Source organism: Spirochaeta thermophila DSM 6192 (assembly GCF_000147075.1).
GTDB lineage: Bacteria > Spirochaetota > Spirochaetia > Winmispirales > Winmispiraceae > Winmispira > Winmispira thermophila_A.
Map to the genome: position 1 here is coordinate 391,903 of NC_014484.1, position 23,707 is coordinate 415,609.

The following is a 23,707-nucleotide window of genomic DNA, read 5'->3' on the forward strand; positions in this document are numbered from 1 at the left end:
TATGAAGACCGACCCGCACTATGCCAAGGCATACGAGAACATGAAGCCGGGGGTGATCACCGCGGAGGGCTTCCTGGGAGACGACCCGCGTACGCTGGCCGACATCATCGAGGCCGACGAAGAGGAGTTCGCCCGGCTGGGGCTCTCGTTCGAGGAGGTGGCCGCACGGCTCAAGGCCCTCCGCGATGAGGGGAAGAAGGGCCTCGGAGAACCGGTCACCGTGGAGGGGAAGTGGCTCGTGAGGGTGGACGATGCGAGGGGCCACCTCCCCTCTCCCTTCGAGGACGGGATCTTCCGCAAGGTGAACACCGAGGTGACCAACCTGAGGAATGGCGAGACGCTGGTCTTCACCGACCTCAACCTCCACCTCCTCGAGCGCTACCACTTCCTCGAGGGCAAGGGCTCGCCCTTCCGGCTCGAGCCCGAGAGGATAAAGCGGGTGCTGGAAGGCTAGGGGCTTGTGAGGCTCGTGAGCCAGTCGGTATACTGAGGCCCATGAACAGAGCCTTCGACTGGTTCGTCCAGGCGAAGCGGGATCTGGAGCAGGCAGAGGACTCGCGGAAGGCGGAGCGGCACGAGTGGGCCTGTTTCGCGGCACACCAGGCCGCGGAGAAGGCGGTGAAGGCCCTGCACCTCTACCACCACCAGGAAGGGTGGGGCCACGTGGTGGCGAAGCTCCTTGAGGACCTTCCGCCTCTCTGCGCCGTGCCTGAGGAGCTCATAGAGAAGGCAAAGGTGCTCGACAACTTCTACATCCCCACCCGGTACCCCAACGGCCATCCCGAGGGGGCACCCTTCGAGCACTACGGCCCGCTCCAGAGCGAGGAGGCGATACGGTATGCCCGTGACATACTCGCGTTCGTCGGTAAAGCGATGGCCCTCGAAGGATGAGGTGGACCGGGCGGTGAGGGAGTGGGCAGACCGTGTGGCGCGGGAGAAGGAGGGAGTGGTCCGCATCGGCTACTTCGGCTCCTATGCACGCGGGGACTGGGGCGTGGGGAGCGATGTGGACATCGTGGTCATCGTGGAGGCCTCCTCCCTCCCGTATGAGCGGCGGGGGACGGAGTGGGATGTGCTCGACCTTCCCGTGCCGGCAGACGTGCTTGTGTACACCTTGGAGGAGTGGGAGGCCCTCTCCTCCGGCGGGGCGCGGATGTGGCGGACGATCATGGAAGAGGCCGTGTGGGTGTGGCAGGCTGGGAGAGCGTCTGATCCCTCCGGATGACCCTGAATAATTCCTGTTCGTGGGCTATACTTGAAGAAGAGTGATGTATCTCGAATCTGAGTGGAGGTGATGTATGAAGGCGTATGTGCGCGCGCTCGTGTTCGGTATGGTGGCCGTTGTCCTCCTCGCTGGATGTGAGCTCCTCTTCTACGATCCCGAGGGGGTCTGGAAGGTGACCGAGGTGGAGATCGGTTCCTCTGTCACGTCCCTTCCGCAGATGACCACCAAGGACGTGGATGGGGACGGTACCAGGGAGGATGTCCTCAAGGAGGAGTACATCCGCATCTCCTTCCTCACCGTGGCCTACTACGAGATCTACACCCTGCTGGAGGACTCCTCGGACGGCGGGATGTACACGAAGGGTGAGGTGGTCTACACGATCCGTTCCGAGAATGTGAGCGACCTCGACAAGTCGATGAAGCGCATCACGTTCGAGGATGGACGCGAGGCCTCGTACACCTTCGAGGACGAGAACCTCGTACTCACGGTGGAGGAGTACCTCACCGACGTACTGGTGGAGGTGAGCTACACGTGCGAACCCTCGTCCACCGATGAGTTGGACGAGGCCCTCGCAGGGGCGACGAAGATAAACTGATCACGATGAGCCGAGCGACCGCCGCCTCTCCGGCGGCGGTTTTTTGTGGGAAGGGTGTTCACCCGTGGGGAGTCCTCATCCCTCCCCTTCCTCGCTCCCAGAGGAGCAGGGCGATGACCCACAGGAAGAGGAGGCGGGGGAGGAGGTCGCCTGCCAGGGCATAGAGGGTGGGTGGACGGTCGTAGAGGGGTACCCGGGCGGTGAGGTAGGCGGGGGTGAACATGGGCAGGTCTGCGCGCACCCTCCCCCAGGGGTCGATCACGCAGGTGTAGCCGCTGTTGGTGCTGCGCACCATGGTGGTCTTGAGCGCTGCGGCCTGGAACCGCGCCGCCACGAAGTGCTGGACCTGGGCGGAGACCGTGCGCGACCAGCTGTCGTTGGTGAGGTTGATGAGGACCTCGGCACCCGCGCGCACGAGGGCCCGGTTGATCACGGTGAAGGCGTCCTCGAAGCAGATGGGGGTGCCGAAGCGCACGAGGGTGCCGTCCTCGAGAGGGAGGGTGAAGACGGTGTTCTCCTTGCCCGGCTCCCAGGTGCCGTAGAGCCGGATGGTGCCGCGGAAGAAGTGCTGGATGAGCGGCACGTCCCAGAAGGGGATGTGCTCGGCCATGGGGACGAGGTGTTTCTTCTTGTAGGCGCCCTGTATGGCACCGTCCGGGCCGATGAGGAGGACGCTGTTGTAGTAGCGTACCTCCTCGCCCACCTTCTCACGGTAGGGACTCCCGGTGAGGAGGGGCCTGTTCAGTTCCACGAGGAAGGCGAAGAAGGGCTTCTCCGCGGGGCGGCGTTCGTAGAAGGCGGGGCGGTAGTTGTAGGGGTAGGTGAGCACGGTCTCGCTCCAGACCACCAGGTCCACCTCCGGCGTCGTGCGGATCGCCTCCAGGGAGAGGCGCTCGGCCGTGAGGATGCTCTCTTCGTCCGCATCGGGGGATTCGTCCCAGGAGTCGGCGTTGTGCTGGATGAGGGCTGCAGTGAAGGCCCCCCGCTCGGGGAGGGGGATGAGGTACATCCGCACGAGGCCGTAGGCGAGGAAGACCGCAAGGAGCAGCCCTGCGGCGGCAAGCTGGGGGAGGGGTGAGGGGGTGGGGCGGGAGGGGGTCGGGGGGGCAGGGGGGGAGAGGATGTCGGCGAGCAGGGCGCTCATCCAGGCGAGGAGAAAGGTGAGGGGCCAGATCCCCAGGAGGTCGCTCACCTGGATGAGGGGGAGTATCCCGTGGAGGGGGTAGGGGAGGAGCCCCCAGGGGTAGCCCAGGTACCCCGACGACTTGCAGTACTCGAAGACGGTCCACACCGCCGCGAGCAGGAGGGGACGGAGGGGGAGGGGGCGCCTCGCCGCGTCCCAGAGGAAGTGCGAGAGGAAGAGGTAGTAGGGGATGTAGCCGAGGGTCACGCCCCCTATGGTCCAGATGCTGTAGTCGCCGAAGAAGGCGAGCCAGTAGTTGGAGGTGAGGGTGAAGACGAGCCCGAAGAGCACGAGCATCCTCCGGGCCTGGGGGAGGGACGCCCCCTCAAGGCCCCAGAAGAGGGGGGTGAGGATGAAGGGGGAGAGCAGCGGCATCCCCCACTGGAAGACCTCGTTCGGTATTGCAAGCGAGAAGAGCACGGCGGAGAAGACGGCCGCACCGTAGCGCCTGAGGGGGAAACGGTCACTCATCAGGCCGATGGTAACCCACCTTCCCCGGAGGGGACAAGACAGGCCTTGCGGGAAAGGTCACCGTGAAGGTGGTGATCTCGCCCGGTGTGCTGGTAAAGCCGATCTCTCCTCCGTGGAGCTTTGCGATGTGCTCGCAGATGGCGAGGCCCAGCCCCGTGCTCTGCTTCCCGGCCTTGGTGCTGAAGAAGGGTCGGAAGATCCTGTCCTGGATCTCCTTGGGGATCCCGTGCCCGTTGTCGCTCACCGAGAGGACGATCTTCCCCTCTTTTCGCTCCAGCCGGATGCGGATCCACCCACCGTGGAGCAGGGCCTCCACGCTGTTGAGCACCAGGTTGATGAGGAGCTGTTTGAGCCTCCCTGCATCCCCTTCGATCTTCACCGGGGTTTCCGGCAGGTCCGTGTACACCGTGATCCGCTTCTCCTGGAAGAGGTGCTGGAAGAGGAGGAGCACGTCCTTCACCATCTCCACCAGGTCCACCGTCCCCCATTCCATCCGTGAGGCGTCCGCCAGTCTCCCCAGCGAGGAGACGAAGTTCTGGATACGGGTGATCTCGTTCTGTATCTTCTCCAGCTTCCTGGAGATCTCGGGGGAGAGGTCCTGGAGCTTGAGTACCTCTATGTAGGCGGAGATGATGCCCAAGGGGTTGTTGATCTCGTGGGCCACCTCCGCCGCCACCTCGGCGGTGGCGATCCGCCTCTCGGTGGAGGAGAGGTATTCCTTTATGTGGTGGTCCAGGGACCTGTCCTCGATCATGATCACCGTTCCTACCAGTTCGTCCCCTTCGCGGAGCGGGTAGATGTGCACCTCGGAATAGAGGGCCTTGCCGAAAGGGACACCCCGCCACTTCCTCTTCTTGCCGTGGTAGACGGCGCTGAGGAGGGCGGTGGCGTGAGGGCACTGTTCGGGCGTGATGACGGTGTGGATGGGGCGGCCCGAGACGTCGTGTGCCGGTAGGTCGAGTATGGACTCGGCCGCAGGGTTGAGGTAGTAGACCGAATGGGTTTCGTTGAGGAGGATGATGCCCACCGGCAGCTCCCGGAGGAAGTGTTCGCTGTAGAGTCGGGATGAGATGAGGGGGTGCGAGATTGCACTCTCGTCCGGTTCGATCTCTGAAATGAGGGAGTAGGCGAGTCTGAAGAGCCTGAGACTGCTTATCTGGTGTACGTCCTCGGTGCTCTGCCGGTAGCCGTTCTTGAGGACCGTGACCCTGTCCGCGATCGAGAAGATCTCGTCGATGTGGGGAGTCACGTAGATGATGCTCTTGCCCTTGCTCGTCATGTCTTTGAGGATGGCGAAGAGTCTCTCCAGTTCCTCGGGGGTCTGCCTGTTGGAGATCTCGTCGAGTATGAGGATGTCCGGATCGTAGGAGAGTGCGCGGGCGATGTCCACGGCCTGCTGGTCGGTGGCGGGAAGGAGCTTGAGAGGGATGAGGACGTCGAATTCCTTGCCGAGGAGTGCGAGGAGACGTCTCGTCTCCCTGATGTAACGATAGTACTGTGGAAGGCCCGACCAGAAAGGGGGGAGCCTGGTGGCGAAGATATTCTCCACGGCATTGAGGGAGGGGATCACCTGGGGGGTCTGGTGCACCATGGCGATGCCCAGCCTGTAGGCATCGGAGGGGTCCTGGGGTTGGATCCGCCTCCCGTTGAAGAGGATCTCCCCTTTCTGGAGCCGTTTCTCGCCTACCAGGAGGTGCATGAGGGTGCTCTTCCCGCACCGGTGCTCACCCACCAGGGCGTGTATCTCCCCCTTCCTGAGTTCGAAGTCCACTCCCTTCAGGATCTCCTGGTTCCCTTCATGGTAGTGGATGGTGCGCATGAGGAGGCGGATCTCGTCTTCCATCAGAGGAGCCCCAGTTTCTTCATCTTGTTGTAGAGGGTCTTCCGGTGGATACCCAGGAGCTCGGCCGCCTTCTGCTTCTTCCCTCCGGCCTTCTCGAGTGCCTTGAGGATGATCTCCCGGGAGAGGTGATCCATTGCGGTGGAAAGGTCACCCTCCGGTACGGGCTCCAGGAATACGGTCTCCCGGTACTGAGGAGGGAGGTCGTCCATGGTGAGACGCTCGCCCTCGGTGAAGATGACGGCCCGTTCTATGGTGTTCTTGAGTTCCCGCACGTTCCCGGGCCATGAGTGGGAGAGGAAGAGTCGCTCCACCTCGGGGGAGAGCCCTTCCACCCTCTTTCCGTAGAGTTTCGAGAAGTAGTCGATGTAGTAACGGGTGAGGGGGAGGATATCATCCCTCCTGTCCCGGAGGGGGGGGATGTGTATGGTGATCACCGAGAGGCGGTAGTAGAGATCTTCCCTGAAGCGATGCTCTTCGATGAGGCCGGGCAGGTACTGGTGGGTGGCCGCGATGATGCGTACGTCGGCGTAGAGGACCTCCGATCCGCCGAGGCGCTGAAACTCCTTTTCCTGGAGGACGCGCAGGAGCTTCGCCTGGGTCCCCAGGTGCATGTCCCCTATCTCGTCGAAGAAGATGGTACCGCTCTGGGCCTGCTCGAACTTTCCCTTGTGCTGGGTCACCGCTCCGGTGAAGGCGCCTTTCTCGTAGCCGAAGAGCTCCGACTCGAGGAGCGTCTCGGGTATGGCGGCGCAGTTGAGCTTGAGGAAGGGGCCACGGGCCCGCTCGCTTCTGTGATGGATGGCATGGGCCACGAGTTCCTTGCCCGTGCCGCTCTCTCCGGTGATGAGGACCGGGGCGTCGGTGGGCGCGACCTTTTCTATGGTGGCGAGGATGTCTTGCATGGCCGCGCTCTCGTGGATGAGCGGCACCGTGGGGCCCTGGGGTGCCCGTGCCGCACGGGCGGCGGCGATCTGCGCCACTTCACGAGACAGGCGCCTGAGGTCGAGGGGTTTCTCGTAGAAGTTGATGGCCCCGTACTTCATGGAGCGCACGATGTTCTCGACCGACACATAGGCGGAGATCATGATCACGGGGGTGGACGAGTGGGAGGTCTTGAGTTCCCGAAGGAGGGTGATGCCGTCCTTCTCCGGCATCCGGATGTCCATGAGGATGAGGTCCACATGGATCCGGGAGAGGATCCGTCGTACGTCTTCGACCCGCTGGGCGGTGTATGTCTCGTACCCGAGGGCGGAGAAGTACTCGCTGAGCGATTCGCAGAGGGCAGCCTCGTCGTCCACGATGAGGAGCGAGAATCGTTTCTGTTCTCCCATTACGAAGATTATAGCATAGAATGGGATTTTGTGGAGATTCTTCGGGTGCAGCCCGGAATGTGTCGATTCGTGCACGATCGGGGAGGAAAACGTGGCGGATAGTGCACATTCCGGGGCGTTACGTGGAGTCCGCCGAGTCTCCTTTTGTTTACATGGTAAAGTTATAGTCGATGATGCGCAAGATGGCATGCCTGTTGCTATATGGTATACACATACATACTCTTTTCAGGAGGTCCTATGAAGCGTATTCTACTTTCCGCGCTCATCCTTCTGATCGCTGTGACCGGGCTCTTCGCCCAGGGGCAGGGACAGGGGGACGACAGGATCGTCATCGGGGTGTCCTTCTCCGATTTCGCGACCGAGCGCTGGCCGAACGAGGCCGCTCTCTTCACCAAGCTCGGTCAGGAGAACGGTGTACAGGTGATCGTCCAGGTGGCGAACCAGGATCCCAAACTCCAGAACGATCAGATCGAGAACATGGTGCTCCAGGGCGCCGACGTGATCGTGGTGATCGCCCAGGATGGGGACGCCGCCGCCACGGCCGCCGAGGCTGCGGCCCGTGAAGGGGTGCCCGTGATCGCCTACGACCGGCTCGTGAAGACCGACAAGATCGCCGCCTATCTCTCCTTCGACAACGTGGAGGTCGGTAGGGCTCAGGCCCGCGGCGTGCTCAAGGTGAAAGACCGCGGTCGGTTCGTGCTCCTCGGCGGAAGCCCCACGGACAACAACGCCATCCTCTTCCGCAAGGGCCAGATGGAGGTCCTTCAGCCGTACATCGACAAGGGTCAGATCGAGATCGTCGCTGATCAGTGGGTGGAGAACTGGGATCCCGCGAACGCCCTGAAGATCATGGAGAACATCCTCACCGCCACCGACAACAAGATCGACGCGGTGGTGGCTTCCAACGACGGAACCGCGCTGGGTGCGCTCCAGGCCCTCAAGGCCCAGGGGCTCGCCGGCAAGGTGCCCATCTCCGGGCAGGATGCCACGCTCGCCGGCTGTAAGTCCATCGTGGAGGGTGAGCTCACCATGACGGTGTTCAAGGACATCCGTAAGCTCACCCCGCTCGCCTTCGAGCTTGCCCTCGCCCTCGCAAAGGGAGAGGACATCAGGCAGAAGTATCCTGAGATCAAGGACTACGATCTCGCCGATCTCACACTCGACGAGTCCTTCCGCGGCAAGAAGGTCCCCTGCTACTTCCTCCCTGTGGTGGAAGTGGACAAGACCAACGTGTACGAGGAAGTGATAAAGAGCGGGTTCCAGCCCTACGACGAGGTCTACCGCGACATCCCCGAGGATCAGCGGCCGCCCCGTCCCTAAGTGAGTACACCGGGAGAGCCCCTCGAGGGGCTCTCCCCCTCTTCATTTCCGGAGGAATGCGGTATGGGTGACGACTACATTCTTCGAATAGAGCATGTGACCAAGGATTTCCCGGGGGTGAGAGCCCTGGACGATGTGTCGTTCTCGGTGAGGCGGGGAGAGATCCACGGACTGTGCGGGGAGAACGGGGCCGGAAAATCGACCCTCATGAAGATTCTCGCAGGGGTGTATCCCCACGGTACGTATGAGGGGAATGTCTTTCTCGATGGAGAGGAGATCCGGTTCGAACAGGGGGCCATCCGTCAGGCGATAGAGAAGGGCATCGCGATCGTCTATCAGGAGCTCGCGTTGGTACCCAAGATGACGGTGGGTGAGAACATCTTTCTCGGGAGAGAACCGCGTACACCGGCGGGTACTATCGACTGGGACAGACTCTACGCCGACACCAAGGCCCTGCTCGACGAGTTCGGACTGGATATCCACTTCTCCGCCAAGGTGGAGGACCTGAGCGTGGGGAAGCAGCAGATGGTTGAGATCGCCCGGGCCCTGTCGGAGAACGCCAAGGTCCTCATCCTCGACGAGCCCACTTCCGCCTTGAGTGACGCCGAGGTGGAGACCCTCATGCGTATCCTCGCCACGTTGAAGGAACGAGGGGTCACGTGTATCTTCATCACACACAGGCTCAACGAGTTCTTCAGGATCACGGATTCCATCACGGTGCTCCGGGACGGCAAGGTGATCGACACCCTCAAGACGAGCGAGACGAACGTGGAGCATCTCATTTCACTGATGGTGGGGCGCGAGATGAAGGAACGGTTCCCCTCGAGGAGCGTGATCCCCGGTGAGGAGATCTTCTCCGTGGAAGGCTGGACGGTCGAGGATCCCGAGCGTCCGGGCAAGGTGGTGATACACGATGTCTCGTTTTCCCTCCGCAAGGGCGAGGTGCTCGGGATCGCGGGGCTCATGGGCTCAGGGCGGACCGAGCTGGTGATGTCGCTCTTCGGGGAATACGGCCGCGTGGTGAGGGGGCGTGTGTTCCTCGAGGGAAGGGAACTCTTCATAAGGTCGGCGCGTGATGCGATCTCTCACGGTATAAGCCTGGTGCCGGAAGACAGGAAGAAGCAGGGGCTCATCCTCCGCCAGACCATTCTCCAGAACATGGCCCTTCCCAACATGGAGATGTTCTCCGGGTTCGGCTACATCGATAAGAACAAGGAGCTCAAGCTCTGTAGCGAGTACTCCACCCGGCTCACGGTGAAGACCCCCTCGCTCCACGCGCCGGTGGACACCTTGAGCGGCGGAAACCAGCAGAAGGTGGTGATCTCCAAGTGGCTCATGAAGGAGCCGAAGGTGCTCATCCTGGACGATCCCACGAGGGGGATCGACGTGGGGGCCAAGTACGAGATCTACAAGCTCATCAACCAACTGGTGGCGTCAGGAGTCTCCGTCATACTCATCTCTTCGGAGCTCGAGGAGGTGATGGGCATGAGCGACAGGATCCTCGTGATGTGTGAGGGGCATGCCACCGGCATCCTCGAACGGGAAGAGTTCGACCAGGAACGGATCATGAGCCTGGCGACGAAGCTATTCCATTGATGTGTAGGAGGACGTAAGGAATGAATGACCTTATGAATCGTCTGAAGCGGGCGGTGCAGGTGAATGCCAAGACCTACACCATGATCATCGCCCTTCTCCTCATCTGGTTCCTCTTCGGAGTGCTCACCGGGGGGATCTTCTTCTCTCCCAGAAACCTCTCCAACCTCTTCAGACAGATGACGATCATCTCGTTCCTCGCGACGGGTATGGTGCTCGTGATCGTCTTGGGGAACATCGACCTCTCGGTGGGGTCGGTGACCGGTTTCATAAGCGCGGTGACCGCCTTTCTCCAGGCGCGTATCCTCGCGAACGTCCTGCCTTCCCTGTTCCCGTCCCTTCCTCAGGGGACGATCGGGATCCTCTCCACGGTGATCGCCATCGTGGTGGCCCTCCTGGTGGGGATCGTCATAGGGCTGTTCCAGGGAGGTCTCATCGCCTACGGCGGGATCCCCGCGTTCATCGTGACCCTGGGAGGCATGCTCATCTTTCGCGGTGGTGTGCTGGGTGTGACCGAGGGGAAGACCATCGTGCCGGTGGAGGAGTCCCTGGTCTACATCGCGCAGGGGTATCTCTCGCCCACGGTGGGCCTCCTCCTGGCAGCGGTGGTGGTGGTGCTCATCTTCCTCTCCACCCTCACCTCGAGGCGCAAGAAGGTGGAGTACGGGTTCGAGGTGCCGCCTCTCTGGAAGGATCTCGCAAAGGCGGGGTTTTTCTCCTTCCTGGTGATCCTCTACGTGGTGCTCATGAACATGTATCGGGGGGTCCAGCTCCCTGTGCTCCTCCTGGCGGTGGTGGCGCTCATCATCTCCTACGTGGCGAACAATACCCGCTTCGGACGCTACGTGTATGCGGTGGGTGGTAACAGGGAGGCGACGAGGCTCTCGGGGATTAATATCCGAAAGACGGTCTTTCAGGTGCACGTCCTCATGGGCCTGCTCGCCGGTGTGGCGGGCGTGGTGCTCACGGGATACGTGGCGGCGGGAACGGTCAACGGCGGTATCAACTACGAGCTCGATACCATCGCCTCGTGCGTCATCGGCGGCACGAGCCTCATGGGCGGCGAGGGGACGATCTTCGGCGCCCTCGTGGGGTCGCTCATCATGGCGAGCATCGTCAACGGTATGAGCGTGATGAACATGCCGATCTTCTGGCAGTACGTGACGAGAGGGCTCGTGCTCATCATAGCGGTGTATCTGGACGTGGCATCCAAGCGTCGTAAGGAATAGTCGTACCTCCTCATGGTATCTTCCTTGAGGGCCGTCCGGCGTGTTCGGACGGCCCGTCTTTTGGGAGTAGCGGGAGAGGGAGGGGTGTGGTAGAATGGGGGACAAGGAGGGTGAGGTGTTGGAGGTGTGTTTCGCATTGCTCGCATACCTTTCGCTTCCCGATGGGGGGATGGAGGAGGTGTTGGTGGCGCAGGGGGGGAGTGTAGTGCGCTACGAGGTGATGGTCTCGGGAGGGGGGGTGGAGTTCGTGCCGGTGGAGGAGGGGGGGGTGGGAGCGGGGAGCGGGGAGGAGGGGGCGGTGGCGACGGGGAGCGGGGAGCCTGGGGGAGGAGAGGGTGAGGCGCCGGAGGGGGGATGGATGGGGGGAAGGGTTCGGGTGGAGCCGCTCGCAGGGCGCGCCCACGTGCTGGTGGTGGAGCGGGAGGGGGCCTTCGCGACGGTGGACCTCGCGCCCCTGCTCGAGTCGGAGCGTACGGGGGAGTTCTCCGAGGCCCGGATGGAGGCTGGGGGGGTGGTGTGGTACCGAGGGGGGGAGGTGGTGGTGTGTGCGGCTGAGGGGCTGGTGGTGGTGGGTGTGCTGCGCTCCGCGCCTTGACCCTGGTGTGAGGCCTGCTCTATAGTACCTCCTATGAAGAAGAAAAGGCTTATCACGTCGGCACTTCCCTATGTGAACAACGTGCCGCATCTCGGGAACCTCATCCAGGTCCTTTCCGCGGATGTCTTCGCGCGCTACTGCAGGAGTGCGGGGTACGAGACGCTCTACGTGTGCGGCACCGACGAGTACGGCACGGCCACGGAGACGCGGGCCCTTGAGGAGGGTATCTCGCCCAAGGAGCTGTGCGACCGTTTCCACGCCATCCACACCGAGATCTACGAGTGGTTCGAGATACAGTTCGACAAGTGGGGACGCACCTCCACTCCTGAACATACCCGCATCACCCAGGATATCTTCCTCAAGCTCGACAGGAACGGCTACATCAAGGAGCGCACCATCCAGCAGCTCTACTCCGAGAAGTCGGGGATGTTCCTCGCCGACCGTTACGTGCGCGGGACCTGTCCCCATTGTGGGTACGAGGATGCGCGGGGCGACCAGTGCGAGCACTGCGGCAAGCTGCTCGACCCCACCGAGCTCATCGAGCCCCGGAGCGCCATCGACGGCTCCACCCCTGTGCTCAGGGAGACGAAGCACCTCTACCTGGACCTCCCCGCCCTTCTCCCCAAGCTCAAGGCGTGGATGGAGAAGGCCTCGGTGGAGGGGCGGTGGGCTACCAATGCGATTCGCATGACCGAGAGCTGGATACGGGACGGCCTCCGGGAACGGTGTATCACCCGCGACCTCAAGTGGGGTGTGCCTGTGCCCAAGCCGGGATACGAGAACAAGGTCTTCTACGTGTGGTTCGACGCGCCCATAGGCTACATCTCCATCACGGCCACCTACACCGACAGATGGGAGGAGTGGTGGAAGAACCCCGACGGGGTGGAGCTCTACCAGTTCATAGGCAAGGACAACATCCCCTTCCACACCGTGATCTTCCCTTCCACGCTCCTGGGTACGGGGGAAGGGTGGACCCTGCTCAAGACCATGTCGTCCACCGAGTACCTCAACTACGAGAGCGGGAAGTTCTCCAAGAGCCGGGGGGTGGGGGTCTTCGGCAACGACGCAAAGGACACGGGGATACCGGCCGACGTGTGGCGGTTCTACCTCTTCTACAACAGGCCTGAAACCTCCGACTACACCTTCACCTGGAAGGACTTCCAGGAGAAGGTGAACGGCGAGCTCATAGGGAACTTCGCCAACCTGGTGAACCGAACCCTCTCGTTCATCCACCGGTTCTACCAGGGGAGGATCCCCGAGGCCCCTGTGGATACGGCCCTCTGGGGAAGAGTGAGGGAGCTGGAGGGACAGATCACTGAATACCTCGAGCGTGCCCAGCTCCGCGACGCTTTCAGGACCATGTTCGCCCTCTCCGACCTGGGGAACAAGGCCTTCCAGGCCGGCGAGCCCTGGAAGACGCGTACCGAGAGACCCGAGGAGGCGGAGAAACTTCTCAGGAATCTCGCCTACCTCGTACGCGACCTGGCGATTCTGGTGGCGCCGTACCTCCCTGCCACCTCCCGTCGCATACTCGGGTTCCTGGGCAATCCGCCGGCGACGTGGGCTCAACTCGGGAGACTTGAGGGGCTCTCCGAGGTGCGCAAGCCCGAGATCCTCTTCGAGCGGCTCGAGGACGACCGGGTGGAGGCCCTCCGCATACGGTTCTCCGGCACCCAGGCCGAACGTGAGGAGAGCTCCCAGCCTCGTTCCGAGGACGTCTTTCGTGACAAGGTTCGTTTGGTGGTGGCAAAGATCACCGAGGTGAGGCGGCATCCGAATGCCGAGAAGCTCTATATAGAGAAGATCGACCTGGGCGGGAGGGAGTCGCAGATCGTGTCCGGATTGGTTCCCTACTACAAGGAGGAGGAGCTCCTCGGCCGGCATGTGATCGTGGTGGAGAATCTCAAACCGGCGAAGCTCCGTGGCGAGATGAGCCATGGGATGCTCCTCGCCGCCGAGGCCGAGGATTCGGTGGAGGTGCTCTTCGCCGACCATGCGGCTCCTGGGACGAGGGTGGTGCTCAAGGGCGACGATCCCGCCTCCTATGGGGAGGCAGGCGAGATTACCATCGACGAGTTCTTCGGCGTACCCATCACGGTGAAGGGGGGGGTGGTGAGAGTAGGGGAGACGCCCCTTGTGGCAGATGGTCGGGAGATCACCACCTCCTTGGTGAAGGAAGGGAAGGTGGGATAGCCTGTGAGGCGTGTGAGGCTCGAGGAACTCGAGGGGGCCTCCCTCCTCCAGAGCGGTTTCTGGGGTGCACTCAAGCAGGCCTTTGGATGGCGGGCGTGGGGCTTCGAGGGCGAAGGTGGACAGGTCCTCGTGCTCACGCGACGCCTTCCCGGCGGGATGGATCTCGCCTATCTGCCTCATCCGTGGGAAGGGGTGGAGACGAGGTTCCGTACGGGAGGCTGGATGGTGGCCCGGCTTCGCGAGATCGCCTCACTCATGGAGCTGAAGCCGCTCTTCTTCCGGGTGGACCTCCCGTGGGAGGAGAGGCCTGCAGGAGGAGTGCTCAGGAAGGCGCCCATCGATATTCAGCCTCCCTCCACGGTGCTCGTCGACCTGTGCCTCTCGGACGAGGACCTTCTCTCCTCTATGCACCACAAGACCCGGTACAACCTCAGGCTCGCGCAGAAGAAAGGGGTGGTGGTACGGGAGGAGGGGGAGGAGGCCCTCCCCCTCTGGTACCGCATGTACGAGGAGACCGCTCGGCGTGATCGCATCGCCATCCACTCCTTCGAGTACTACGCCCACCTCTTCCGCCTCGCCCGCACCTGGGAGGGGCCGAAGCCTCGTGTGGTCCTCTTCATGGCCTACCACGAGGGCGAGCCGCTCGCGGGCAACATCATGGCCCTCTACCGTGAGAGGGCGGTCTACCTCTATGGAGCGAGTCGTTCCCAGAAGCGCAACCTCATGCCCACCTACCTCCTCCAGTGGGAGGCCATGCAATGGGCGAAGGGAGAGGGTGCCCTCACGTACGACCTCTACGGCATACCTCCCACGCCCGACCCTTCGCACCCCATGTACGGGCTCTACCGGTTCAAGACCGGGTTTGGGGGACGGATCGTCCACAGGGCCGGGTGCTGGGACCTCCCTCTCTCCCCACTCTATGGGCTCTACCGGACGGCCGAACGTGTCCGTGAGGTCTACTATAAACGTGTGAGGAAGCTGTTCCGAAGGTGAATGGACGGCCATGAGATTTGTGAGGCCTCTATTCCTCATGCTTCTGTGCATCTCCTCGCTCTCGGCCATCACCCTCTCGCTCAAGGTCTTTCCTCAGGATGCGCTCCTCCTGGAGGATGGAAGGCCCCTCACACCCACCGGGAGGAAGGAGACCGTGGCCTACTACTGGCTGCCTGCCGGTGACCACCTGCTCGAGTTGTGGGCCCCCGGGTATCACTCCAAGTTCCTCCACCTCTCTCTCACGAAGTCGGTCTTCATAGAGGAGAAGCTCGAGCGGAAGGACTCCCGCCTCCGACTCGTGGGGGAGTTCCCCACGGGCCGCCAGCCCAAGGGTATCGTGTTTTCTCCAGACGGACGATTCTTCTATGTGACCCTGCTCGACGATGAGGGGGTGGAGATCTTTTCCGCCGATCCCCTGGCCTATGTAGGAAGGGCGAGCCCGCCCCCATACTTTGCCGGACAGAGGGGGTTCGTGGAGGGGTACATCCTGCACGGCATCCTCTGGATCTCGCAGATGACCGCGAACCGGGTGCACGCCTTTTCCCTGGACGGCACCTATCTCTTCACCTCGGATCGGGTGGGGATCTGGCCCAAGGTGATCGCGGGCACGCACCGTGGGGACCTCCTCTTCGTGTCCAACTGGGAATCGAACGACATCGCCTTCCTCGATCCGGTCTCGGGCCGGGTGGTGGGAAGGGTGCCCGTATCCGCCACGCCGAGGGGGCTTGCGGTCACGCCTGACGACAGGTTCCTCTACGTGTGCAACTATGACACCGGCGTGCTGGAGAAGATAGACATCCCTCACCAGCAGGTGGTGAAGGTGATCGATTGGGAGTTCGGTGCCAAGCGGCACGCAGTCGTGGACAGGCAAGGCAGGTTCCTCTATCTCTCCGACATGTACCTGGGTACCATCACCAAGTTCGACCTTGGATCCGAGGCGCCTGTGAAGGAGCGCTACATCGGCCCCAAGCTCAATACCATCGCCCTCTCACCCGATGGCAGGTACCTCTTCGTCTCCTCGAGGGGGCACAACAACCCCGAGACCTACCTCAAGAAAGGACCCGACCACGGGAAGGTCTTCGTCCTCGATACGAGGACGCTCGAGGTGGTGGATTGGGTGTGGGGGAGGAACCAGCCCACAGGGCTTGCCGTCTCGCCGGATGGGCGATACCTGGTATTCTCCGATTTCCTGGATCACAACATAGAGGTCTACGACGTCTCGAGGCTCCGGGCGGAGTGAGGCGCGCCTCCGCGCCGGCTACAGCCGTCGGACGAGGTCTCGGAAGACCTCGCCCCGGTGGAACTCGTGCCTGAACATCTCGAACGAGGCGGCTCCGGGGGAGAAGAGCACCACCTCGCCGGATGAAGCCCTGTGGTGAGCCTCGGCGAGGGCCTCCTCCAGGCTCCGGTAGGGGCCCAGGTAGGGAATGCCGGACTCGTGGAGGAGGGGGATGAGGCGGCGTGTGGCGCTCCCTTCCAGGAGGTAGATCGTGACCGGCATGCCTGCGAGTCCTCGGTAGGGTGAAAGGTCGAGGTTCTTGTCGGTGCCGCCGGTGATGAGGTGGACGGGACATTCGAACGCGGAGACCGCAGCGAGGACGGCGTCGGGTATGGTGGCGGCCGAGTCGTTGTAGAAGGAGACTCCCCCTTTCTCCCGGACGAGTTCGAGTCTGTGGGGAATACCTGGGAAGGAGGAGAGCCGGGTGCGGATGAGCGCAGGGTCTGTGCCGAAGGTGTACGCCATGGCCCCGGCGAGGAGGAGGTTGAGCCGGTTGTGGGCGCCCGGCACCAGGAGCCGCTCGGGGAGGAGGGGGATCTCCTTCCCGTGGTCGAGGAAGAGGCCCTCCTGCTCGGTGAGGAAGGCGGCGCGAGGGGGTGGGGAGGTCGGCCGCTCCTCGAAGAAGGGGAGAGCCGTCGCCGGGGTGTTGGCGGCCATCCACCTGCCCCAGGGATCGGAGGCGGGGTAGAGGAAGGTCTGCGAGGGATCCTGGGTTGCGGTGATCCAGAACTTGTCCTCCACGTAGGCTTCCATGGAGGCGTAGGCGTTCTGATGGTCGGGGTAGATGTTGGTGAGAGCCGCCACCTGTGGGGTGAAGGAGATCCTTCCGCCCAGGTCGCCGAGCTGCCAGGAGGAGAGCTCGAGGACCACGGGGCTTTCCTCGGAGAGTTCGCGGAGGAAGGTGAGGGGGCTCGTGGTGATGTTGCCCCCGAGCCTCGCACCCGGGAAGGCGGCCGAGAGGATGTGGTGGAGGGCCGAGGCCGTGGTGGACTTGCCCTTGCTCCCGGTGACCGCCAGGATGGGGGAGCGGCAGGCCTTGAGGAAGAGGGAGATGTCGGTCTCCACGTGGCGGGCGAGGGAGAGGAATCGGGAGGTTCGGGGGACCGCAGGGTTCTTGATCACCACATCGGCCTCGAGGAAGTCCTCCTCCCGGTGGGTGCCGAGGACGTAGCGTATGTCGTACCCCGCGAGGGCCTCGAGGGAGGGGGCGAGTTCCTCCTCTGTGCGCAGATCGGTCACGGTCACGATCGCCCCCTCCTCCACACAGAACCTGGCGGCGGCCGCCCCCCCTCCGTGGGCGCCGAGGCCCATCACGAGGACCTTCTTGCCTTCGAGCAGGCTACGCACGTCGCTGTACATCGAGTCTGTACTCCCTCATCTGGTGTTCGTTGAGGTATCGGGCGATGCTGATCCCCTCCCACTGGGCGATCATCTCCCGAGGCACGGTGCTTCGTATCTCCTTGACCAGGGGGAGGTCGGGCGAGAACTTTTCCTTCCGGAGCACCTCAAGTATCTCGTCTACGTACGGTTCCAGGATACGCTGAGCGCGGTAGAGGAACGGCAGGTAGGCCTTGCGGGATGCGGGATCGTAGGAGGGGGGCATGAGGCATATGGATCGGTACTTGCAGGTGAGGGGGTAGTAGGGGTAGGTCCTGGCCCCTTCGGGCAGGAAGACGCTGGAGAAGAATTTGGAGAGGTCACGATCGAGCCAGATGCCCTGGACGAAGTAGCCCCGCCCCGTCTCCCCTATCCATGTGCGGGAGATCACCTGCCGTATGAGAAAGCCGCGGGGCCTGCCCTCTTCGGTGTGGAGGTCTTCGAGCGGGATGAGGTCGGCCTCGAGCATGAGTTTTCTCGTGCGGTAGGAGGGCGTGGTGTCGTTGGTGCCCTGTTCCACCAGGGTGTGGTCGTGGGGGTGGTACGAGAGGTCGATTCTGAGGAGGTAGAGGTAGAGGGCTTCCCCCATGCGGTAGAGACGGAAGAAGGCGGGCCTCAGGATGCTCGCAGGGTCGAAGAGGTGGGTGAGGCCATGGAAGAGTCCCGGGCAGATGCCCACGAGCTCCCGGACCACCGGGAGGAGGCGCCTGAGGTACTCCCGTGAGGGACGTGCCTCCCGTATGTCGTGGTGTACCGGCAGGTGGGGTACCGAGAACTCACGGGGGAGGAGGAGGAAGAAGTCCTCGTTCTGGGTGAAGTGACGCGAGACGGGGGGGAAGGCCTCGGAGGCCGAGGCGAGGACTGCGTTGATCTCGGGATCGCTCCAGGTGAGCGGGAGAACCTGGGTCGCTACTTCCATCCTTACCAAAGTTATACTCCATGGCGGGGCTCATTTCAAGGAAGCGGAGGACCTAAGCGGGATTGAGGTTCATCTTCTGGATTTCACAAAGGCGTGGTCGATGACCGATCGGAGTACATCTCATGGGATTTCCAAAGGAGAGGAGGAGAGCTTTTCCGATTGCAGGGGGGCGGTTTTTGAGGTATGCTTCAAGGAGGAGGCGGTATGAGGTCGCGGATCCTGTGCGTGCTGTTCGTACACCTCATGGCGATGGTCCTCCAGGCCGAGGCGGCGGTGGGGGTGATCCTCTACGCCGAGGGCGGGACCTTCTCCCTCTATCGGGGCCAGGACGCCCTCCGCTTCGACGTGGGGAGGAACCCCGTGGTGGGACTCGCGGTGAGGAGCGGCGATCTTTTCCAGACCGATGCGGAGAGCGTGCTCGAGGTGCAGGTGTTGGGGAGCCAGGTGATGGTGAAGGTGGGGAGGAACACCACCTGCGAGATCCGGGCCGAGGGCGAGGGGGTGCGGCTCCGGGTGGCGTACGGTACGGTGAGGGTGAGGACGGGTGCGGAGGCCGTACCGGTAGTGGTGGAAGGGAGGGGTGCCCGGGCCGATTTCTCGGAGGGAGATGTGGTCTACCGGTTCGTCTCTTCCTCCGAGGGTATGCGTATCACCACCACGTCGGTGGAGGTCCGGGCGGGATCGGTGCGTGTCGTGCCGCTGGCTGAAGGGAGGACGGGAGAAGAGGTGAGGGTAGGTCCGGGGGAAAGGGTCGAGGTGGCGGAGGAGGTGGACGAACGGGGGCGCATAGGGATCACGGCGACGAAGGGCAGGGCTACGGTCGGGGGCCTTCCCTCCCTGACGTTCGTGCACGAGCCCCTGTCTCCAGACCTCATCGCCCGCTTGTTTCCTCACCTGGAGACCGAGGGGGGGGCCGTACAGGGGAGTGTGGTGCAACGGGAGGGGCGGGCGATCCAGTCGGTCTCGCTCGATGCCGCCCAGGAGTCGCGGATGCTCACCGCTTCGGACCAGGTGGACATCGAGGCCGGCCTCCTCGAGGCGAGGAGGCAGCGTGCCTGGGGCGGGGCCCTCTTCCTCTCCGGGATGTTCTTCACCGGTCTGGGGGTGTTCGTGGGGTACGGAGAGGACGTGGCCTCGCCCTACTGGCCGTATCAGGACAGACCCGACCTCGCCCTCTCCCTCTTCAGTGTCGGGGGGGTGGCGATCGTCTCGGGGATCGTCTCGTACATCGCAGGCAGTTCCGTGTCCTATTGAGCAGGGGCCCGAGCGGAGAGGGCCTCCAGGGCTTCCTCCTGTGAGAGCGGCGTCTCTTCTATGACCTTCTTCTGCCGGATGGCCCACCGGTCCCCGAGAAAGACGAGTTCGAGTATCTCCTCGATCCTGGAGGGACTGCTCGTTGCCGGGGTGCCGGTTTCGGGGTCTCCTGGTTCCAGTGTCCACCTGAGATAGGCGGCCTCGACGGTGGCCTGTTCCGATGTCTCCTGGAGGGTGGAGAGCCTCAGGTCGGCCACGCCGTAGAGAACCGTGCCCTCGGGGAGGGGGGGCATCCCTTCCTCCACCCACTGCTCCGGGCTCACGAGGGGGAGCGTGCGTTCCACTGCGGTGCGGACCCGTACGATCACGAAGAGGTGGGTGAGTTCCCGGTATACCGGGTCGTCGTCCGAGATGAGGCAGTCCCGGAGGGTCTCCGGGTCGATGCGGTTGATGCTCTCGTAGTAGAGGCGGGCCACCTCCAGTGGGTCGAGGCCGATGGTGGCGGGTGGGCGGTTCGCGTTCTGTATCGTGGAGATCAGCACGAGGAGGATGAGGCCAAGTACAGCGGCTCCCCCACCGAGGATGGCCCCGTACCTCCTGAAGAAGCGGTGCACTCGGAAGGCTCGGTGGATGCGGGCCTCTTCGAGCGGGTCGAACGAGACGGTGCCCACTGTAGTTGCGGGGGGGGCGGGCATCGGCAGGAGGAGTCTGTCGGGTCCTTCGAGGGCCTGATGGACCCACTGGATGAAAGGCCGCGCCGTCTCTCCCGCGGGACTGATGCGGGGGAATCGCTTCCTGGTCCGTCGGAAGAGGCGTTCTTCCCGGGTGCCGCTGCCGAAGGGGGACCTTCCGGTGATGCAGAGGTAGGAGAGGAAGGCGAGGGTATATGACCAGGAGGTGTCCTCGATCTCCTCCTGGAGCGGGTGGTCGGCAGCGGGAGGCCGGTGTTCCCTCATGAGCTGGAGGAGGTCGTCGTTGAGTACGAGGATGCCTTCGTCGAGGAGGACGATGGCCTCGAGTGCTGCTGGGGGAAGGGGGAAGTCGTGCGCGCGGAGGGTCTCCAGTGCTTCTCCCGCCTGGTGGAGGAGTGGGAGGTGGGAGGGGGAAGGATGGTCGGCGATCTCCTTGAGGGAGGCGATGGGCCGGGCGGCTCTGAAGACGAGGTATCCCTGTCCTTCCTCCATCCTCAGGCCTTCGCAGGTCATGGGGTAGACGGCGTTCCCGATCACGAGTCTGCACGTTCTGTCGGCGAGGGTGTACTGTTTGGCGACCGCCGGTGTGTAGTCGACGATGCCGGTGGGAATGGCGAGCTTCTCCTCTCCTTCGATGGTGGTGAGGTGGGGTGTGTTCCTATTCGTAGTCGCGTTCACCGAACACCTCCGCGGTAAAACCAAAGAGTTGGGCGTCTGGGGATTTCCAGGCATCGGGGGGAAGTCCTGCCTTGAGGCAGGTGTGGGCGAGGAAGGTCTCCCTGTCCCACCCCTGTTCGACCGGGACCTGGGGGAGGAGGAGGCCTGAGTGCCAGCCTTTGCGGATGAGGAGCCCGTGGGTCCCTACTTCTACTTCCTCGGGGGCTATGGGGAAGAGGGAGGAGAGGATCGAGATTTCTATGTCGAGGAGGGGAACCTCCGGTCCGGTGACGGGTGGGAACCGTGGGTCGCGGAAGGCGCTCTCGTAGGCCATCTCCTGCACGACTTCCCACAGGGGACGGTCTGCGAGGATGTGGCCGATGCACCCGCGGAGTGCGCCCCGTTTGTGGAGGGTCACGAAGGCCCCTCCCGGCTCGAGGAGCCGTGGGGGTGGTTCGGGGAGACGGGGGGTGCGGCCTTCGGTGGCGGCGGTGATGACCTCGCGGGCCGCGGAGAGGAGGGTCTTTCGTTCCTCGTCAGTGTGTCTCATGGTCGTTTCCTCCTGTGACGAGGAATGAGGCGTACTCCACCGTGTGGCCGTCCTCGGGAGGGCTCGTCTCCCTGCCCAGCAGGTGGAAGGAGAGGGGGAGTTCGAGGGCTTCGGCGAGCATGAGCAGGGGCCAGATGAGGAGGAGGGGCTTTTCCGGGTTGTGCTGGGTGCGGATGCGGGAGAGGAGGGTGTGGGATGGGGTGGAGAGGAGGGTGTGGATGAGTTCTTCCGCACGCCGTGCGTTGTCCTTGCGGGGGGCGAAGGGGGTGAGGTTGGTGCTCACCACGAAGAGGGTGTGCTCCCATTCGGCGGCGTAGATGAGGTAGAGGGCGCGGGCGAGGGTCTCGACGAGGGTGAAGAGGGGGGCACCGACGAGTACGGGGAGGATGGGGGCGTGGGGGAGGATGCTCCGCAGGAAGGGGAAGACGACCTCCAGACAGTGTTCCTCCATGTGGGAGAGGTCGTCCACCGCAAAGGCGGTGCTGGAGGCGAGGGCCTCCTGGGTGGCAGGGAGGTCGAGGCTGAGAGGGCCGAGAGGGGTGGCGAAGAGGGTGGAGGCGGGGAGGAAGAGGGAGGGGAACGGCTCGCGGTGGGTGGGGCCCCAGAGGACCACGCGACGGAAGTGTTCGCGCCAGGGGACTACGTGCGCGAATGCGGTTCCCAGGAGGCCGCCCACGTAGTCCCAGGTGGCGTGGGGCACGATGAGGGCGAAGGGGCGGGGCGGGGGGCTCTCGGGGGAAGGGCGGGAGAGGAGGGCATCGAGGCGTGCCTCGAGTGCGTCGGCGGCGTCAGGGTAGAAGATGCCTTCGACGATGGGCTCTCTCACGAGTTCCTCGGTCTGGGTGAGGGCGTTGCGTCCTTGGTCCATCCCATTCCCCTTCACTGTATAGAACCCCCTCTGCTGTAAAGTAAAGAAAAAGAGGGGAAAGAATCAAGTTGAGGGAGGCTCCTCCTGAGCTTCTTCCCTCTGGAGGAGGGAAGAGATGCGCGCCGGATCCCTGCGTACGGTGATGTTTTTCTCCCGGGTGGGGATGACGGTTCCCAGGGTGCCGTGCTTGGCCCTCCTGAGGTACTTCACGTGGGTACAGTAGAGGTCGACCACCTCTTCGTGTTTCGCCTTGCTGAAGTGGATGGCGAGCTGGGCCGCATCGAGGATCACGGGATGGGGGATCTCTTTCCCTTTCTGAGACCGTATGATCACGTGACCGCCCGGCCAGTCGCGCACGTGGAGCCACAGGTCGTTGCCCCGTGCATGGTGCCGCAGCACCTCGTCGCTTTCTTTCGCGTTACGGCCCACGATGATGAGGAACCCTTGGGAGAGGACGTGGAGGCCGGGTACCTCGGTGTCCTTCTCCCGTACCCGCGCCTCTTTCTGGAAGGTGCGGGAGAGGGCCTCGAGAGCCTCTTCTCCCATGGAGGGGATCTGTTCGAGAAGGCGCTCGTGGTGGGTGAGGTCCCTGGAGACCTCCTCCATGCGCGCGGCGAGGTTCTGCTCCTGCTGGAGGAGCCTGCGGTGCTCGCGATAGTAGCGCTCGGCGTTCTCCTGAGGGCCGAGGGCGGGATCAAGGGGGATCCTCACCGTGCCGCCTCGGAAGTAGTCCTCCACCTCGATCCACTTCTGCCCCCGGGAGATCTGCCAGAGGTTGGTGATGATGAGATCTCCGTATTCCTTGTACCGTTCCGCATCCCGGATGCGTTCCCGCCGGGAGGTGAGTTCCGTGAGGGTGGCTCGAAGGGTGGTGATCCTTCGTTCGAGGAGGCGGGCAAGGTCCACCCTCAGTTTCTCCACCCGGGCTCCCCGGTCCGTCTCCAGGTAGGAGGCTTCCATGCGTGAAAACCATTCCTCGGAGGAGGATGTCTCATCGAGAAAGCGGACCGAGAAGCGGGGGTCCTCGTCCTCGTAGGTGCGCATGAGCTGTGGCCAGGGGTCGAAGCGCTCCCCCGAGACTTCGCCTCTGCGCGGCCTGCGGAACATGCAGTCGAGGATGGTCATCTCCTGATCCGTCACGATGATGTTGGGAGCCGTGGCCCAGAGCCGGATCCAGACGAGGGTGGTGGTGCCTTCGCGGGCCACCGCGATCCGGATGAGGCGCTCCCTTCCTACCTGGTAGGCACCGGTGATCTTTCCCCCGCGGATGTGTGCCCGCAGGAATTGGGTGAACCGCTGGGGATGAGGGAGCCGGGGGAGTTTTGTGGTGAGTGGAAAGAATGCCACGCCCGACTGGTCCATGCGGAAGAGGAGGGTGAAGGGCCGGCCCGGTAGGTAGAGCTTGAGTCCCAGGTGCATGAAATCGGGTTGGAAGATGTCCTGAACGAGGGCCCCTCGGAGTGAGAGGGCCTTGAGCGCGTAGTCCACCTCTTTCCAGTTGAAGGACATGAAGAAAGTGTAAGGGTATCCAAGGGGAGCG

Annotated in this window: 21 protein-coding genes; 12 read left to right on the plus strand and 9 right to left on the minus strand. The window is 63.3% G+C overall.

What is annotated here, in order from left to right; translation table 11 throughout:
• Position 1: 1 nt before the first annotated feature.
• The 4 genes from STHERM_RS01590 (at position 2) to STHERM_RS01605 (ending at position 1,820) form a co-directional block, all read left to right on the plus strand.
• Entirely contained in the window at positions 2-454 is a 453-nt protein-coding gene (locus STHERM_RS01590; protein WP_013313131.1) for a hypothetical protein, read from the plus strand.
• A 41-nt stretch (positions 455-495) separates the two neighbouring features.
• Positions 496-891 carry a HEPN domain-containing protein gene (locus STHERM_RS01595; protein WP_013313132.1) on the plus strand — a complete coding sequence of 132 codons (396 nt, stop codon included), beginning with the start codon at positions 496-498 and terminating at the stop codon, positions 889-891.
• Entirely contained in the window at positions 839-1,225 is a 387-nt protein-coding gene (locus STHERM_RS01600; protein WP_013313133.1) for a nucleotidyltransferase domain-containing protein, read from the plus strand. Before STHERM_RS01595 ends, STHERM_RS01600 begins: the two co-directional genes overlap by 53 nt.
• Positions 1,226-1,298: 73 nt before the next feature.
• Positions 1,299-1,820, plus strand: coding sequence for a hypothetical protein (locus STHERM_RS01605; protein WP_013313134.1), 522 nt, complete (start codon positions 1,299-1,301; stop codon positions 1,818-1,820).
• Positions 1,821-1,878: 58 nt separating this feature from the next.
• Here STHERM_RS01605 and lnt read toward each other — a convergent pair whose 3' ends face one another.
• Genes lnt through STHERM_RS01620 form a run of 3 tightly spaced genes read right to left on the minus strand, consistent with a single transcriptional unit; the run spans position 1,879 to position 6,648 of the window.
• Positions 1,879-3,474 carry an apolipoprotein N-acyltransferase gene (gene lnt, locus STHERM_RS01610; protein ID WP_013313135.1) on the minus strand — a complete coding sequence of 532 codons (1,596 nt, stop codon included), beginning with the start codon at positions 3,472-3,474 and terminating at the stop codon, positions 1,879-1,881.
• Positions 3,467-5,317, minus strand: coding sequence for an ATP-binding protein (locus STHERM_RS01615; protein ID WP_013313136.1), 1,851 nt, complete (start codon positions 5,315-5,317; stop codon positions 3,467-3,469). Before STHERM_RS01615 ends, lnt begins: the two co-directional genes overlap by 8 nt.
• The gene (locus STHERM_RS01620) at positions 5,317-6,648 is read right to left on the minus strand and encodes a sigma-54-dependent transcriptional regulator (protein ID WP_041623145.1); all 1,332 of its coding nucleotides are present in this window, start codon (positions 6,646-6,648) and stop codon (positions 5,317-5,319) included. The genes STHERM_RS01615 and STHERM_RS01620 overlap by 1 nt, the downstream gene beginning before the upstream one ends.
• Positions 6,649-6,885: 237 nt before the next feature.
• Here STHERM_RS01620 and STHERM_RS01625 point away from each other — a divergent pair, with 237 nt between their 5' ends.
• The 7 genes from STHERM_RS01625 (at position 6,886) to STHERM_RS01655 (ending at position 15,811) form a co-directional block, all read left to right on the plus strand.
• A complete protein-coding gene (locus tag STHERM_RS01625) occupies positions 6,886-7,968 on the plus strand; it encodes a substrate-binding domain-containing protein (RefSeq protein ID WP_041623147.1) in 1,083 nt (360 codons plus the stop codon).
• 63 nt (positions 7,969-8,031) lie between these two features.
• Positions 8,032-9,564: a sugar ABC transporter ATP-binding protein gene (locus STHERM_RS01630; RefSeq protein WP_013313139.1), complete on the plus strand. Its 1,533-nt coding sequence runs from the start codon at positions 8,032-8,034 to the stop codon at positions 9,562-9,564.
• Positions 9,565-9,584: 20 nt separating this feature from the next.
• A complete protein-coding gene (locus STHERM_RS01635; protein ID WP_013313140.1) occupies positions 9,585-10,790 on the plus strand; it encodes a sugar ABC transporter permease in 1,206 nt (401 codons plus the stop codon).
• Positions 10,791-10,884: 94 nt separating this feature from the next.
• Positions 10,885-11,385 carry a hypothetical protein gene (locus tag STHERM_RS12510; protein WP_013313141.1) on the plus strand — a complete coding sequence of 167 codons (501 nt, stop codon included), beginning with the start codon at positions 10,885-10,887 and terminating at the stop codon, positions 11,383-11,385.
• Positions 11,386-11,418: 33 nt separating this feature from the next.
• A complete protein-coding gene (gene metG, locus STHERM_RS01645; RefSeq protein ID WP_013313142.1) occupies positions 11,419-13,578 on the plus strand; it encodes a methionine--tRNA ligase in 2,160 nt (719 codons plus the stop codon).
• Between the two features lie 3 nt (positions 13,579-13,581).
• Positions 13,582-14,571, plus strand: a complete 990-nt coding sequence (locus STHERM_RS01650) for a lipid II:glycine glycyltransferase FemX (protein ID WP_013313143.1) — start codon at positions 13,582-13,584, stop codon at positions 14,569-14,571.
• A 37-nt stretch (positions 14,572-14,608) separates the two neighbouring features.
• The gene (locus STHERM_RS01655; RefSeq protein WP_237223322.1) at positions 14,609-15,811 is read left to right on the plus strand and encodes a YncE family protein; all 1,203 of its coding nucleotides are present in this window, start codon (positions 14,609-14,611) and stop codon (positions 15,809-15,811) included.
• Positions 15,812-15,829: 18 nt separating this feature from the next.
• On the opposite strand, the gene murD is transcribed toward STHERM_RS01655, so the two are convergent.
• Both murD and STHERM_RS01665 read right to left on the minus strand, forming a co-directional pair.
• Positions 15,830-17,209 carry a UDP-N-acetylmuramoyl-L-alanine--D-glutamate ligase gene (gene murD / locus STHERM_RS01660; RefSeq protein WP_013313145.1) on the minus strand — a complete coding sequence of 460 codons (1,380 nt, stop codon included), beginning with the start codon at positions 17,207-17,209 and terminating at the stop codon, positions 15,830-15,832.
• The gene (locus STHERM_RS01665) at positions 17,190-18,146 is read right to left on the minus strand and encodes a hypothetical protein (protein ID WP_013313146.1); all 957 of its coding nucleotides are present in this window, start codon (positions 18,144-18,146) and stop codon (positions 17,190-17,192) included. Before STHERM_RS01665 ends, murD begins: the two co-directional genes overlap by 20 nt.
• 204 nt (positions 18,147-18,350) lie before the next feature.
• On the opposite strand from STHERM_RS01665, the gene STHERM_RS01670 reads away from it, so the two are divergent.
• On the plus strand, positions 18,351-19,400 hold the full coding sequence (locus STHERM_RS01670; RefSeq protein WP_013313147.1) for a hypothetical protein: 1,050 nt from the start codon (positions 18,351-18,353) through the stop codon (positions 19,398-19,400).
• Here the strand turns inward: STHERM_RS01670 and STHERM_RS01675 are convergent.
• From STHERM_RS01675 to STHERM_RS01690, 4 genes are all read right to left on the minus strand, one after another.
• On the minus strand, positions 19,394-20,770 hold the full coding sequence (locus STHERM_RS01675) for a hypothetical protein (RefSeq protein WP_041623149.1): 1,377 nt from the start codon (positions 20,768-20,770) through the stop codon (positions 19,394-19,396). The two genes, STHERM_RS01670 and STHERM_RS01675, sit on opposite strands and share 7 nt — an antisense overlap.
• Complete coding sequence (gene amrA, locus STHERM_RS01680; RefSeq protein ID WP_013313149.1) at positions 20,751-21,299, minus strand: AmmeMemoRadiSam system protein A; 549 nt, start codon at positions 21,297-21,299, stop codon at positions 20,751-20,753. Before amrA ends, STHERM_RS01675 begins: the two co-directional genes overlap by 20 nt.
• Positions 21,286-22,167 (minus strand): AmmeMemoRadiSam system protein B, encoded by an 882-nt coding sequence (gene amrB, locus STHERM_RS01685; RefSeq protein ID WP_013313150.1) that lies wholly within the window; start codon positions 22,165-22,167, stop codon positions 21,286-21,288. The genes amrA and amrB overlap by 14 nt, the downstream gene beginning before the upstream one ends.
• A gap of 63 nt (positions 22,168-22,230) precedes the next feature.
• A complete protein-coding gene (locus STHERM_RS01690) occupies positions 22,231-23,676 on the minus strand; it encodes an NFACT RNA binding domain-containing protein (protein ID WP_013313151.1) in 1,446 nt (481 codons plus the stop codon).
• Positions 23,677-23,707: the final 31 nt, after the last annotated feature.